This is a genomic window from Paenibacillus sp. FSL L8-0494 (assembly GCF_038003695.1).
GTDB classification, from domain to species: Bacteria; Bacillota; Bacilli; order Paenibacillales; family Paenibacillaceae; genus Paenibacillus_AQ; species Paenibacillus_AQ odorifer.
This window is the reverse complement of sequence record NZ_JBBOPQ010000001.1, coordinates 4473889-4487247: the sequence shown is the minus strand read 5'-3', so window position 1 is coordinate 4487247 and position 13359 is coordinate 4473889. Positions and strand designations below refer to the sequence as shown.

The window sequence follows — 13359 nt, the reverse complement described above, 5'->3', positions numbered from 1 at the left end:
ATTTTCATTTTTTGAAAAAACGCCCATTGCGCCCAAGCGCCCTTTCCACGAATGCATATGATGATTATGCCTACTCATTGAAAGGAGCGATCACATATGGGATTTTTTCCAACACCGGGAGCCGGCGGAGGATTTCCAGGATTCCCGGGCGGACCTGGCGGACCCGGGGGACCAGGGTTTCCGGGAACCCCCGGACAATTTCCGGGGGGTGCACCAGGAGGCGTTCAAGCGCCGACGGCTCCTCCACCGCAATTCGTGCCGCAAATGACGTCTACCACATTTGCCATTGATCCCGGCGGGATCAGACGCTGCCTGTTCCGCAACACATACATTTGGCTGAACAACGGCGAGCAATTCTGGTTCTTTCCGGTATTCGTCGGACGTAATTCTATTGCAGGGTTCAGATGGAACGGTTTTTTCTGGTCGTACTTCGGCATTGATTTGAATCGGATTAGCTCGTTCACGTGCTTCTAAGGCAGACAGCGATAGAGAACAGCCAGCAGGCTGTTCTCTATGTTATGCGAATTTTCGTGTTCCGGGAGTAGTGAATTACGCAAAAGATACATAGACAAGGTTCATTTTTCCCTGACGCTGACGTTAATACTAGATTCAAAAAAGGACCACTCTGCGAAGGATAACCTTAAAGCTTGCCGTTACAGACAGCGCGTTGAGTCATATCATAAATCACGGTAATGCGGAGGGCTGGGCACGTTGGGTGATCCATTGTGTTATGAATTCAATTAGTTTTTTTGCCGCTGGAGAGGCATTTTTAATGGAGGCGGCTGCAATGCCAATAGAACGATAATGCTCTCCTTCTAATGGGCGATAACATACATTGTCGGGGAGATGTGACAGAATCATTTCGGGGAGTATACTTACTAGGCAGATTTACAAATCCCAAGTCAGCGGTTCCATCGGCAATCCATTCTTCTATTTCAGAGTAGTTACCATCAAGTAGTTTTATTTCAATATGTGGAAACTGATTTTGAAATTGTTTAATGATTTGGGGCATCCATTGGATCGATACACTAGAGAAAGTACCTATTTTCACAGTGCCAATCTCAACTACCTTACTGAAAATCTGATATTTTAAAAGATTCATAATGATTTCTCTCCTCAATAATATATGAAAAAAATTCATTAAACTAATAATTAATATTCATTATTTTTATCTTAATTATAATAGTATAATCTGTTTTATATAAAAACATCTACGATTAAAGGGGAGTTTGAGCGGAATGGTTCATGAATCAAACGGATCTTATTATGCAGTCATATTTTCAAGTCAACGTACGGAGGGGGATAACGGATATAACATTATGGCTGAAAAAATGGAGCAGCTTGCGTCCGGGCAACCTGGGTTTTTAGGAGTGGAAAGTGTCCGGGATTCTTCAGGAGCGGGTATTACGATTTCTTATTGGGAGAGCTTAGAGGCGATTAGTAACTGGAAACAGCATCAATCTCACAAAGTTGCTCAGGAGAAAGGGAAGAATGATTGGTACCAAAATTACAAAGTGAAAATTTGTAAAGTTGAAAGAGAGTATTCTTGAGTGGTAACATATTACTGCAACTGCAAAGTAATTTGGGAATCAATCCATTGAAGCGTACAACAACAATTGTTTTATTTCAAAAGGATGCGAAGAAACTTATCCGAGAAAATAGAAGATTCCTTTACTAATTAGATAAAATATAGATATGGGATGATTATTAAATGAACTATCAAATTAAAAGGGCGACCCTTGAAGAAAAAGAAATCCTCAACAACCTAATGCAATTTTATATGTATGATTTCTCCGAGTATATGGATTTGCACCTTGAAGAAAACGGAAAATTTAATGATTATCCTCTCAACGATTACTGGACAGAAGAGTCGAATTTCCCATATCTGTTAACTCTGAATGAGAAAAATGCTGGATTCGTTTTAGTCAAATTAAAAAATAGAGATGATGATTTATACTTTTCCATTGCAGAGTTTTTTATTATAAAAAAGTATCGGAGAGTAGGATTAGGTAGACTAGTTGCAAAAGATATTTTTAATTTACATAAGGGGCAATGGGAAGTTTATCAAATAGATAATAATGAGCCCGCACAACGCTTTTGGAAAAAGGTAATAGAGGAATACACTGGCGGAAAATTCACTGAACGAATTGAAGCAGGGAGAAAGACACAGGTGTTTGTTAATTGAGTTTGAATCTTAAGCTAACAGGATACAGTAGATCAATAAAAAGCGGCAGTCGTGGACTTTATTTACTAGTTCAGGGCTGCCGTTGTTTTTTAGGTTCTCCAGAAGTGATGTTATAAGCCAGTTGCTTTGGTATTTTTGAGTAGTACAAAATCTCTTCTGGTGTTAAAATTACCCAAAAAGTATTTTAGGAGGCTAAGACGGGAATTATGCTAAATATACAGCAGATTGTAGAACTTATTCCTCATCGGTATCCGTTTATTTTAGTGGACAGAATTATAGAGTTGGAGGAGAACAAGAGAGCAGTAGGTATAAAAAAAGTATCCATTAATGAACCGTTTTTTAGCGGCCATTTTCCTGAGCATCCTGTAATGCCAGGTGTTTTAATTGTGGAGGCATTAGCCCAGGTAGGAGGAATCACAATGTGCAAAAACGAAAAGCTGATGGGCAAGATAGGGTTATTAGTTGGCATTGATAATGCCCGTTTTAAGCGCCAAGTAACGCCTGGGGATCAGCTTCTTCTCGAATTCGAAGTCAATCGGATGAAAGGTGAGATTGTAAAAGGCAAAGGCATCGCAACAGTAAATAGTGAGCTGGTATGTGAAGCTGAGATTTCTTTTGCATTTGTGCAAAAAGGAGGTTCAAAATGAAAAGGATGCCGTTTGTACGACCAACTGAACATTACGATCTGCAAATTAAGGATATCGACGAGCAAATATGTGCATTGATCAAGCAACGAAAGGAAATCTCGAATAATAATCCAGGATTCCCACCGTTTGAATCTATCTCTAAATGGGCAGAAAATTATGAGCTCTATGAGGATTTTTTGAAAGCGGTATTTGGGACATTGCTAAGTGAAGATCATTTTAAACCGATGGTTGAGCCAATTGATTTTAGAAAACATATTGCAGTTCTTAAATCAATTGAGAAAGATGAATTATTTTATACACTGACCTCTATACGTCAATACAGTAATGCTAGTGTGGTCACCCTTAATATAGATTGGGACATGACAACTGAGCTTCCAGCAAATTCTCATAGCCATAGCTTTTTCGAGCTGTTTATAGGAGAAGAATATGATAGTCGAATGACGAATGGCGGAAGTTCAACCGGACAAGCTTCTTATAATTACGTGATTTCTCCACCGCTTTCTGACGATCCTTCAGGCGTTACATTAGAGTTCAGGAAATATGGTAAACCCTTCAAGAACAATGAGACAGGAGATCAAATTGTTTTTAGGCTGTAGTACTTATTTATTCACCGGAAAATATTGCTTATAGCTGTCTCCATTGCTATGATCAAAAGTGGAGATCCGAGCGAAGTTAAATTAGGCTCCGCTCCATATCACAGTTAACGGATTTTAGTGAAATAAAAACCGGCCATCCTGAGGGGATGGCTGTTTTCTGTGTAAAACAAATTCAATGATTCATTTCCAGCCATAAAAACTACGAAGGTACAGTTTACAATGTAGATATTCAGGAATACGAAAATTGATGACCCCACACAGACTTCAGATGTCTGTATTTTTTTGCTAATTGTGGTTCTATAGTATGATTTTTTGGGATTATTTGAAAAATGGTTGAGAAATACATAGTGTATAGTCAATACTGTGACTTATAATGTTAGCTTAGGTAATTATCTAAAACCCTTAATATAACCTTGAATATATTCATTTACGCAGCAAAAGGCTGAAAGGAAGTCATCTCTTGTTTGAAACCCTACTTTTGAATTTTTTGTTTTTGCTTTTTCCAGTATTAACATTTCTGATATTTTTTGAGAATCGGGCCTATTCCTACAATAGATTGATTCTCGTTTTTATGTCAGCAGTGACCATGAGTCTCTGTATCGCTAAACCTATCAGACTAGAAATTGGCTATATTTTTGATTTAAGGTACATTCCGTTTATTATTGTGGCACTCTTTGGAGGATATAGGAATGTTTTTCCTCTATATATTATTTTGAATGCGTACAGATTCTATGTGGGTGGAGATGGCGTATTTTATTCGTTTCTATTTGCGACGGCGATTCTGATTTTGGTGCCGTTATATAAAAACAGATTTTTAAAATTACCATCGAAAGGTCGTGTGATTGCGGCAAATCTGATTGCTTTGCTAATTATGGGGGTTTATCTGTTTATTTTAGGTTTGGTTCAGGATTCTTTAGACAGGCAATTTTGGATTCTTTCATTAAATGCTTTGACGACTCATGTTGGGGTGATGAGTGTCATTATGATTTTGATTGAAAAAATTATATCTAATATTAAAAATCGGGAACGGATTGTCCAATCGGAAAGATTAAATGTCGTCAGCGAGCTAGCGGCAAGTGTATCCCATGAAATCAGAAATCCACTTACTGTGACTAGTGGTTTTTTGCAGCTATTAAATAAATCTAAAACAATGACGCCAGAGGAAAAGGGATTTGTAGAGTTGTCTCTACAAGAGCTACAGCGAGCAGAAAAAATTGTAAGTGATTATCTCTCCTTTGCCAAGCCACAATCTGAAAACATGGTTTACTCCAATATGAAGGCAGAATCAGAATATACTAAAAATATCATAATGCCTTATGCCACCATGCACAAAGTAGATGTTCAATTCAATTTTAATAATTCCTTAAATAAAAGTTATGACCGGAACCAGATTCAGCAGTGTCTAATTAATTTATATAAAAACGGTATAGAAGCGATGAAGGAAACCGATGGCGGAACGCTATTTATCGATATATTTGAAAAAAAGCAAAATATTATGATCAGTATCAAAGATAACGGTGTCGGCATGACTAAAGATGAAATATCGCGACTCGGTAAACCATATTATTCTACTAAAGCAGAAGGGACGGGGCTGGGTATGCTTATGGTCTACAGTACCGTCGATAAAGTGAAAGGAAATATTGAAGTCGATAGTGAAAAAGGCAAAGGGACAACATTCCTTATAACCATCCCAACATAGGCAAGTTGCAGAGAGTATCTTTTGCTGTTTATACCCCACTAGGAGTGTGTAATACCTTTCATGAATGGATTTCGTGTAAAAAGGGCAACGTGCCTGCGCGAGTCCCATCTGGAGGTGCAGCAATGGAGATATTTGTAACTATAGGCGTCAAATTGGTCATCAGCTTTTTTGGTTTGTGGATCATTACCTTTATTACCGGCCGCAAGACGCTTAGTCAATTGACACCACTTGATTTTCTGTCTTCATTGATTTTAAGTGAAATTGTCGGCAATACGATATATGATGATGAGGTGAAGATCTGGCATTTGCTGTTTGCTCTTTTTATTTGGACCGCATTATCTTATCTGTTCGAAAAGGTGACTACCCATTTTGTGAAATTCGGGAACATGGCGGAAGGCCGGACAGTGCTGCTAATTGACGATGGCAAAGTGAATCAGGATTTGTTGGAGAAATATGATATTGAGTATACCCAACTGCTGTTCATGCTGAGGCAACAAAATATCTTTTCCCTAAGTGAAGTACGGTATGCTCTGCTCGAAACGAACGGTTCTCTATCGGTAATGCGCAAGTCTGAAGATGAGCAATCTTCTGCTTTTTCCGTTACAGTTATTGATAAAGGCAGGGTACTGGAAGAGTCTATGCGTGGCAGATCGATGAACAAGGAGCAGATTAAGGAACGCGTCAGAGAGCAGGGCTATAATTGCATTGAGGATATTGCCTATGCTGAATATAAAGAAGACGGAACACTCTATATCCTTCCCAAAAACAAACCATAAATCCACATGATGAGACGCTGGAGCCGGGAGGCTCAAGTGTCTTTATTTGAAATCAGGAGTGCAAACTCAACTTTTTGGGCTTCACATTACATTGTTTGGAGTAGTTGTGATATTAGCCTATGAGGGTGGCCGCGGGATAGGCGTTTTTATTGGATTAATTGGGCTGTTTACGGGTATCTTGGGCTCTTTTAGAGATTCCTCTAAATCGGAGGATAAAAAGAATATCTGACAGCTTATATATTTACTAACTTTCGGAGGGGTATAACTTTATGGAGATTTCTATATGTAAAGCAGACGCGAGTGACGCAGCGTTTATTCATGAAATGCAAGTCAAAGCCTTTATGCCATTGCTGGAAAAATATAAAGATTATGAAACCAGCCCAGCCAATGAATCTGTGGAACAAATAAGGGATCGAATTAATCAGTCTTTTGCAGATTATTACATGATTAAGAGTTTTGATATTGTTGTGGGTGGTGTCCGCATCGTTAAAAAGGAAAATAAAACTTATCGGGTCAGTATCAAAGAAATGGGAGCTGGATAGTATTATACAAGAGCAAAGGAATTGCTATTTATATGAAAAGTTAGGGTATAGAAGCACGGGGGAAACCAAAAGAATAAATGACAACTTAACATTAGTTTTTTATGAAAAACATATGAGTTAAAGCCTTAGGATTATACTTGAAAAAAAAGACAGCGGGCAGTTCATGTCCACTGTCTTTTTAACATACAAATCAATACACTCGAATACGCTTCACAAATAACGATATAATCAATCCTATACCTGCAATTGCTGCGATAAATAAGTAAGCATGTGTAATTCCAGCGGTTAATATTTCAGGCTGTGCAGCGGTTGGGTGTGTGATTGCGAATCGTGTTTGTCCACTAGACATTAGCGTAACAGCGAACGTTGTACCAAGAGCACCTGCAATTTGCTGAAGTGTACTCATAACAGCAGCCCCATCCGGATAGTATTTCACAGGTAATTGATTTAACCCATTGGTTTGAGCGGGCATAATGACCATTGCTAATCCGATAAACATTGCGCAGTGTATTAAAATAAAGGTTAGGCTACTGGTTTCAGTTGAGTTTCTTGTAAATAGAAAACCAGCAATGGTTGTGATGGAAAATCCAAGCGGCAGCAATAATTTCGGACCGTATTTATCGAATACTCTACCCGTAACTGGAGCCATAGCCCCATTAATAACACTGCCTGGAAGAAGTAGAGAACCAGCCATTGTGGCCGATAACAACAAACCTCCTTTTAAATATAAAGGTAATAAAATTGCAGAAGATAAAATGATCATCATTCCTAAAAAGAGCATTATAAGACCTATCGTAAACATGGGATATTTAAATACCCGTAAATTCAGCATTGGGGTTTCCAATTTAAATTGCCGTAATACAAACAAGATTAAGCTGATGAAACCAATAATAAGAGGCAACAAAACAATGATTTCACTCAAAGAATGATCAGCAAAGTTACTAAAACCAAAGACGATTCCACCAAATCCAAGCGTAGAAAGCAAGATGGATAAAATATCTATTTTAGGTTTTGTGATGTTGGCTACATTTTTGATGAATGTTAATCCGAAACCTAATGTAAATAACAATAAAGGTAAGCTTATCCAAAAGATATACTCCCAGCCAAAATGATCTACAATTAAACCAGATAGAGTAGGTCCAAGGGCCGGTGCACACATAATAACGAGCCCCATCATTCCCATGACAGTTCCGCGTTTATATGCAGGGAAAATAATAAGAATAATATTGGTCATTAATGGAAGCAATAAGCCTGTCCCTAAGGCTTGCACTAATCGTGCAATTAATAATGAGCTGAAATTAGGGGAGAGGGCAGCAATTAATGTACCGACGATAGATAATAGCAAGGAAGCTGTGAATAATTGTCTAGTGGTAAACCATTGCATTAATAGGGCGGATATTGGAACGAGGATTCCTAATACAAGTAAATATCCTGTGGTTAGCCATTGAACCGTTGAGGCGTTGATTGAAAATTCATCCATTAAATTTGTAAAAGCCATGTTTAAGGCGGTTTCACTAAATAGCCCGACGAATGCACCTAACATAAGCGAGAAGGCCATAAGGGCGGGACGTTTAACTTGAACAGTTGATGTTGATTCCATGATAATGATGAACCTCTTTTCAGAATTTTGATTCGGATTATTTATGCTGGATAGATGATATATCAACTATGAGGAGGAGAGAAATGCTCTAAGCACCTCTTACATTATCCTGCACACGAGTTAACAAAGTCTTAAGTGTTGAATAATCCGCAGGAGATAGTCCTGTTGCGATAACTTCGTTTAATTTAATAGTCACCTCATTTATTGTAGACTCTAATTTTCTGCCCTCGTCTGTGACAAAAACATTTACCGAACGACGATCCTGCGTACTTGTTATTTTGTGTATATAACCTTTGCTCTCTAAGCTGGCGATCATTCGGGCAACACTGGCTTTGTCCTTCCCAAGTTTATTAGCAATCTCGTTCTGAGATAAACCTTCTTTCTCAAGCAACAAAGCCATAAGTAGATGTTGTTCAGGCGCAAGTCGAACAGGGGCAAGCAATTTTGTTAAATAATTTGCTATTTCCAAATGTAAATCGCGAATCACTAAACCTAGCGGGTCTTTGGAATCCATATAATCTCTCCTAATTGAAGAATAGATGATATATCAACGTTATTGATTTGTCTATATTAGCATACAGTAACTGATGCTTGTCAAGTTAAAGAAAATGAATAGAATCATAGGCTTAGATACAAGCGACAAAGTTGTTTAATGCCCAATCATTTGATGATACATAGTCATATGCTGTTGTGAAATTAAAAAAAAGTAATTAGGGAGGGATTAAAATGGGATATAATTGTGTTGGGGGCGTTCAAGAACAAAAAAAGGCTCCAGTTTGTATTAATCCTTGGACATCAACGGGTACGATTCTTGTGCTTTACATTCTTCTCGTCATTATCCTTAAAACTTGTTGGATCTAGAATTTATGTAAATTGACGCCCCGAAGTTTTTTTCTTCGGGGCGTTTCTTTGTTTTCTTTAGCAGGATAGACTTAACGGGAATAATCGGGTTGTGTCATAGAAATAGGCTGAGGATTGGCAAGTACCCATTGCACCGCCAGCTCGCATAATCTGGCTGGTTGCTCATTGCCAGCAATGTTGCGGAACCGCTTGGCGAGTGCAGCTGCCTCTTGAAGAAGGGCGGGCGTTAAAGGCGTGCCCGTGCTAAAATGCCGTATCAGTGCATCCAGCATTTTACGGTAATCGGCATCCCAGTTTCCTCCGCCATTATTAAGTATTTCATGAGACACCCGCCCTGTGATGCGGATAACCTCACCCTGCACCGTTGTCGCATGTCCTGAAGCAGGGACAAGAAAATCCCACAGCTCTTGGTGCTGTGCGGGCCATGCGGCTGCCGTTACCTTGATGGGAGAAATTCCATCATGTCTCACCAGTTTCGCTATAGGCTCGACATCAAATTGCCGGTACAGCTCCAGGAGAGCATTTGCCGTTTCATCCAGTCGATCTTTATTGTAATTTGTTCTGACGAATTCAAAATCCTTGCCGATACGCCGCACGGATTCCTTCATCTCCGGCGTGATTACTGCTCCTGCATCTAGCATAATACGCGAGATTTCTGCCATGTGAACTATATCGATATTCCGGCATTGTAATAATCCTTTGGCGAGAGGTGTGTTTTTTCGGTTATTTTCTGCATGGACATTTGCGCCGCGTACCACCAGATCCCGCACTACTTTTGTTTTGTAAGAAGCAGCTGCTGAGTGCAGCGGTGTCTCATTCTGGTAATCCAGGGCTTCCATATCTGCACCTAGCTCAAGGAGTAAGGGGACATTTCCGGACCAGGTTGCAGCCTGAGCATGAAGAGGGGTACGCTTATAGTTGTCGGCAGCGTTGATGTCAGCACCCTGCTCCACAAGCCAGGAAACCATTTCATCCGGTATTTGCCGGAAGCTGAGGGCGGTACCTTTGCTGTAACCCCCACGGGCATCCCATTCGCATAGCTCAAATACCTCTTTTAAGGCAGACATATCATTCGTTTTAACCAGCTCGTCAAAATTGGCGGGTAATGTTTTTTTCTTTTTGCCCATCTCATTTTTCCGCTCCTTTATTAATAGATAAATAGCAGATAACTTCTTGCAAGTTTATCATATAGGAGAATTGAACACTAATTCATGCAGGACGAAAAGGTTGAAGATATAAACGTAACTTTATTGGAAAAGAGTGGGATATCGTTTATATGTCGATTTCGAATCATAGACTAATAGAAAATAAAAACATTAAGCTTGTGTCTTGGAAATATATTCGAGATTTACGAAGGACATCGAAATTACGCTAACACTAGGCAGTCAGACAAAGCGATCGACTCTGCTTTTGTTGTTTTTTAAGTTCGTTCATTTCTAATTTTTCTGAACTCCTTAGGAGTTATGTTTAAGTGTTTTTTAAAAGACTGGATAAAGTGATTGGCGTTATTGAAACCAACTCGCTGTGCGATTTCAGTTATCGTGTAGTCAGTTGCTATTAACAAATCACAGCTTTTATTAATGCGATATTTAATTAAGTAGAAATACGGAGTCATATGGATACTTTTCTTAAAACCTCGAGTGCACTCCGATACACTTAGATGTGCTGTGTCTGCTATTTCCTTCAATGTCAAATTATTAGAATAGTTTTTGTGAATAAAACTAAGCATTAATTGTAGTCTCTCTTGCTGGAGTCTGTTATATTTAGACGATTCCTCAGAGGATAGAGAAAAATTTGATATAAGGATTAACCATAACTGGACAGTTTTGATAGAAACTTCGTACTCCCATCCCCATTTTTTTTTCGATTCAAATTCTTTTTTCATATCCCAAAGAATTTGTAGGATTTGATTATGCCAGTCCTTATCTCCTTTGATTTCTAAACTTAACAAGAATGAATTGGTATACGGAAGTACATACTTTTTTTCCATTGCACTTTCAGAATAAAAAGCGAGTAACTTCTCTGGGAAGTTAAAACTAACATATTCACCCTCTTGGTTAAGGTACGTAACAATATGAAGTACGCTCTTATTAATAAAGATGGCCTGACCTGCTTCTAAATCATAATTGATTCCGTTGACTTGTATGGTTAGTTTCCCTTTGGTCACTAAAGTAATTTGTAGTTCTTGGTGCCAATGTAGATCGTTAACCCCTCTGCCATTAGGAATAGATTCATAATTGGTATGAGTGTACATGATGTATGGAAATGCATCATCAGGAAATTGAATGGCTTCGTGCAATTGCTTTTTCAAAGTGCTTATTCTCCTTATTTGACGATATTTCAATATAAATTAAAGATATAGTTGCACAATATAGACCCTGACGATGATATTATTATATCCAGCCTAGACTTATCATACAATTCTGTGCACAGGGATTGTCACACATTTTGGAGGAACTATGGTTAGTTCAAATAAACCGTCTATACTATTTCATCCGTTTATTCTGTTATTTATCAGTATTTTGTCCGTTTCTATCTCTTCAATTATGATTAAACTTTCAGATACACCTACTTCAGTGGCTGGGATGTATAGACTGTTTATTTCTGTAATCATCATGCTCTGTTTTACATCCGGGAAAATGGCTCGTTCTACTGAGATGAATAAAGAAGATTGGGTCATCGTTATTTTATCCGGCCTATTTCTAGGGTTACACTTTTTATTCTGGATGGAATCATTGGTCTATACTTCAGTTGCAAGCTCCATGGTGATCTTATCGTTACAGCCACTATTTGTTATGATAGGGTCTTACTTTTTATTCAAAGAACATGTTAACCTGCTAACCGTTTTTTGCCTGATTGTTGCTCTTTTAGGTTCGATTGTTATTGCATGGGGAGACATATGGGTTTCGAAAGATGCACTAATCGGTGATGCTTTATCGTTAATTGGTACATTCTTCGCTTCAGCCTATCTGTTGGCCGGGCAAAAAGTAAGCGGCAAAATCAATGCAAATATATACAGCATTTTCGTCTTTTTTATTGGTGGTACTGTTATGCTCGTGTACAATTTGATAGATAATGTCTCATTAATTAATTATGCTTCATCAGATTGGATTTATTTTTTGCTTCTTGCAATAATTCCAACTATTTTTGGTCAATACATCTTTAACCTTTTGTTAAAGTCGATTGGAGCAACTACTGTCTCGGTTGGGATTATTGGTGAGCCTGTTCTTGCCATTGTCCTTGCATACCTATTATTAGGGGAAACTATGTCATTATTCCAGCTTTTAGGCGGCATAATAACCTTACTCGGTATGGGAATGTATTTTTGGTCGAAATCTTTAAAGTACAACATTCAAAATAAGTAAATGAGTAGTCGGAAATATGTATAGGGGGATGGAAAATGGTAACTATTGATGATTTTTTGAAACTTGATGTTCGTGTTGGAACGATTATTAAAGCGGAGTTTTTTGCAAAAGCAAAAATACCTGCGATTAAACTCCAAATTGATTTTGGACCAGATATCGGAAGCAAAACATCAAGTGCACAGATTACTAAACGATATAGGCCTGAAGAGATTGTAGGGCAACAAATCATTGGGGTAGTTAACTTCCCTGCTCGAAATATAGCGGGTTTCCTATCAGAAGTATTAGTTCTTGGAGGAATACCGGATAAAGGGGATGTGGTTCTCTTGAAGCCAGATATTAAATTACCTAATGGGACACCTATTGGGTAATATAGGGTAATTGTTGTATTAAACTAACTAACAGTGGGTCTATTTTAAGATGTACACAAAATTGATAGTAATCGGAGAGAAGACCATGGAAGAATTAACAAGCTTAGTATCTGAAAGTATTGAGGCAAGTAAAACGGCGCTAGTCGTGATCGACCTGCAACAAGGAATTGTCCTCAGTCCAAAGCAGGGGCCGCATACAAGTGCTCAGGTGGTTGAGAATGCCTGCAAATTAGCTCAATCCTTTACGGAGAAAGGAGGATTTGTTGTTCTAGTGAGGGTGTCATGGCTAGATGGGCAAGATATGCTTAAACCTAAAACTGATTTACAAATGAATTCTGTCACCTATCCAGAAGGTTGGGACAACATCGTGCCAGAATTAGCGAATATCAAAAATGCACATCTGATTACCAAACGGCAGTGGGGGGCATTTTTCGGTACAGATCTTGATTTGCAGTTACGGCGCCGCGGAATAGATACGATCGTATTATGTGGTATTTCTACCTCGATTGGTGTGGATACTACTGCAAGAGAAGCTTATCAGCTTGGTTATCATCAAGTTTTTGTAGAAGACGCTATGACCGCGATGGTAAAAGAAGAGCATGATTATGTATGCAAAACTATCTTCCCTCGTATAGGTAAGATCCGGTCGAGCGATGAAGTAATATCCATGTTGAAATAGTATAAAAAAACCTCAGGCTCTCTCTGTAATTTCAGAGATTG

General features: G+C 38.6%; 15 protein-coding genes and 2 pseudogenes. 12 read left to right on the top strand and 5 right to left on the bottom strand.

Going from position 1 to position 13359, the window contains the following annotated elements:
• Nucleotides 1-96: 96 nt before the first annotated feature.
• A complete protein-coding gene (locus tag NYE35_RS20385; protein WP_341121972.1) occupies nt 97-474 on the top strand; it encodes a collagen-like protein in 378 nt (125 codons plus the stop codon).
• Between the two features lie 210 nt (nt 475-684).
• Here the strand turns inward: NYE35_RS20385 and NYE35_RS20380 are convergent.
• Nucleotides 685-1114, bottom strand: a pseudogene (locus tag NYE35_RS20380) (LysR family transcriptional regulator substrate-binding protein); the annotation flags it as partial.
• A gap of 124 nt (nt 1115-1238) precedes the next feature.
• Here NYE35_RS20380 and NYE35_RS20375 point away from each other — a divergent pair.
• The 7 genes and pseudogenes from NYE35_RS20375 (at nt 1239) to NYE35_RS20345 (ending at nt 6566) form a co-directional block, all read left to right on the top strand.
• Nucleotides 1239-1550, top strand: a complete 312-nt coding sequence (locus tag NYE35_RS20375; RefSeq protein WP_076100214.1) for an antibiotic biosynthesis monooxygenase family protein — start codon at nt 1239-1241, stop codon at nt 1548-1550.
• Between the two features lie 161 nt (nt 1551-1711).
• Complete coding sequence (locus NYE35_RS20370; RefSeq protein WP_036688911.1) at nt 1712-2185, top strand: GNAT family N-acetyltransferase; 474 nt, start codon at nt 1712-1714, stop codon at nt 2183-2185.
• A 206-nt stretch (nt 2186-2391) separates the two neighbouring features.
• Nucleotides 2392-2832: a 3-hydroxyacyl-ACP dehydratase FabZ gene (gene fabZ, locus NYE35_RS20365; protein ID WP_038572210.1), complete on the top strand. Its 441-nt coding sequence runs from the start codon at nt 2392-2394 to the stop codon at nt 2830-2832.
• Nucleotides 2829-3428 (top strand): chorismate mutase, encoded by a 600-nt coding sequence (locus NYE35_RS20360; protein ID WP_076100216.1) that lies wholly within the window; start codon nt 2829-2831, stop codon nt 3426-3428. Before fabZ ends, NYE35_RS20360 begins: the two co-directional genes overlap by 4 nt.
• A gap of 460 nt (nt 3429-3888) precedes the next feature.
• The gene (locus NYE35_RS20355; RefSeq protein WP_076100217.1) at nt 3889-5127 is read left to right on the top strand and encodes an ATP-binding protein; all 1239 of its coding nucleotides are present in this window, start codon (nt 3889-3891) and stop codon (nt 5125-5127) included.
• A 122-nt stretch (nt 5128-5249) separates the two neighbouring features.
• Nucleotides 5250-5903, top strand: coding sequence for a DUF421 domain-containing protein (locus NYE35_RS20350; protein WP_076100219.1), 654 nt, complete (start codon nt 5250-5252; stop codon nt 5901-5903).
• Nucleotides 5904-6172: 269 nt separating this feature from the next.
• Nucleotides 6173-6566 (top strand): annotated as a pseudogene (locus tag NYE35_RS20345) (GNAT family N-acetyltransferase).
• 69 nt (nt 6567-6635) lie between these two features.
• Here the strand turns inward: NYE35_RS20345 and NYE35_RS20340 are convergent.
• Both NYE35_RS20340 and NYE35_RS20335 read right to left on the bottom strand, forming a co-directional pair.
• Nucleotides 6636-8051, bottom strand: coding sequence for an MDR family MFS transporter (locus NYE35_RS20340; protein WP_341122486.1), 1416 nt, complete (start codon nt 8049-8051; stop codon nt 6636-6638).
• 82 nt (nt 8052-8133) lie between these two features.
• Nucleotides 8134-8559 carry a MarR family winged helix-turn-helix transcriptional regulator gene (locus tag NYE35_RS20335; RefSeq protein WP_341121970.1) on the bottom strand — a complete coding sequence of 142 codons (426 nt, stop codon included), beginning with the start codon at nt 8557-8559 and terminating at the stop codon, nt 8134-8136.
• A gap of 266 nt (nt 8560-8825) precedes the next feature.
• Between NYE35_RS20335 and NYE35_RS20330 the strand changes: the two genes are divergently transcribed.
• Nucleotides 8826-8906: a YjcZ family sporulation protein gene (locus tag NYE35_RS20330; RefSeq protein ID WP_232061537.1), complete on the top strand. Its 81-nt coding sequence runs from the start codon at nt 8826-8828 to the stop codon at nt 8904-8906.
• 71 nt (nt 8907-8977) lie between these two features.
• Here NYE35_RS20330 and NYE35_RS20325 read toward each other — a convergent pair whose 3' ends face one another.
• On the bottom strand, nt 8978-10033 hold the full coding sequence (locus tag NYE35_RS20325) for an ankyrin repeat domain-containing protein (protein ID WP_341121969.1): 1056 nt from the start codon (nt 10031-10033) through the stop codon (nt 8978-8980).
• Between the two features lie 293 nt (nt 10034-10326).
• Complete coding sequence (locus NYE35_RS20320) at nt 10327-11217, bottom strand: AraC family transcriptional regulator (protein WP_076143736.1); 891 nt, start codon at nt 11215-11217, stop codon at nt 10327-10329.
• A 148-nt stretch (nt 11218-11365) separates the two neighbouring features.
• On the opposite strand from NYE35_RS20320, the gene NYE35_RS20315 reads away from it, so the two are divergent.
• The 3 genes from NYE35_RS20315 (at nt 11366) to NYE35_RS20305 (ending at nt 13318) form a co-directional block, all read left to right on the top strand.
• Nucleotides 11366-12271, top strand: coding sequence for a DMT family transporter (locus tag NYE35_RS20315; RefSeq protein ID WP_076316270.1), 906 nt, complete (start codon nt 11366-11368; stop codon nt 12269-12271).
• A gap of 35 nt (nt 12272-12306) precedes the next feature.
• Nucleotides 12307-12639 (top strand): chaperone CsaA, encoded by a 333-nt coding sequence (csaA, locus tag NYE35_RS20310; RefSeq protein WP_038572193.1) that lies wholly within the window; start codon nt 12307-12309, stop codon nt 12637-12639.
• An 85-nt stretch (nt 12640-12724) separates the two neighbouring features.
• The gene (locus tag NYE35_RS20305; RefSeq protein WP_036688884.1) at nt 12725-13318 is read left to right on the top strand and encodes a hydrolase; all 594 of its coding nucleotides are present in this window, start codon (nt 12725-12727) and stop codon (nt 13316-13318) included.
• Nucleotides 13319-13359: the final 41 nt, after the last annotated feature.

Bases quoted from the DNA above. Each gene is read 5' to 3' on its own strand.
- NYE35_RS20385 (WP_341121972.1), top strand. From the start codon at position 97: ATGGGATTTTTTCCAACACCGGGAGCCGGCGGAGGATTTCCAGGATTC.
- NYE35_RS20375 (WP_076100214.1), top strand. From the start codon at position 1,239: ATGGTTCATGAATCAAACGGATCTTATTATGCAGTCATATTTTCAAGT.
- NYE35_RS20370 (WP_036688911.1), top strand. From the start codon at position 1,712: ATGAACTATCAAATTAAAAGGGCGACCCTTGAAGAAAAAGAAATCCTC.
- fabZ (WP_038572210.1), top strand. From the start codon at position 2,392: ATGCTAAATATACAGCAGATTGTAGAACTTATTCCTCATCGGTATCCG.
- NYE35_RS20360 (WP_076100216.1), top strand. From the start codon at position 2,829: ATGAAAAGGATGCCGTTTGTACGACCAACTGAACATTACGATCTGCAA.
- NYE35_RS20350 (WP_076100219.1), top strand. From the start codon at position 5,250: ATGGAGATATTTGTAACTATAGGCGTCAAATTGGTCATCAGCTTTTTT.
- NYE35_RS20335 (WP_341121970.1), bottom strand. From the start codon at position 8,559: ATGGATTCCAAAGACCCGCTAGGTTTAGTGATTCGCGATTTACATTTG.
- NYE35_RS20325 (WP_341121969.1), bottom strand. From the start codon at position 10,033: ATGGGCAAAAAGAAAAAAACATTACCCGCCAATTTTGACGAGCTGGTT.
- NYE35_RS20315 (WP_076316270.1), top strand. From the start codon at position 11,366: ATGGTTAGTTCAAATAAACCGTCTATACTATTTCATCCGTTTATTCTG.
- csaA (WP_038572193.1), top strand. From the start codon at position 12,307: ATGGTAACTATTGATGATTTTTTGAAACTTGATGTTCGTGTTGGAACG.
- NYE35_RS20305 (WP_036688884.1), top strand. From the start codon at position 12,725: ATGGAAGAATTAACAAGCTTAGTATCTGAAAGTATTGAGGCAAGTAAA.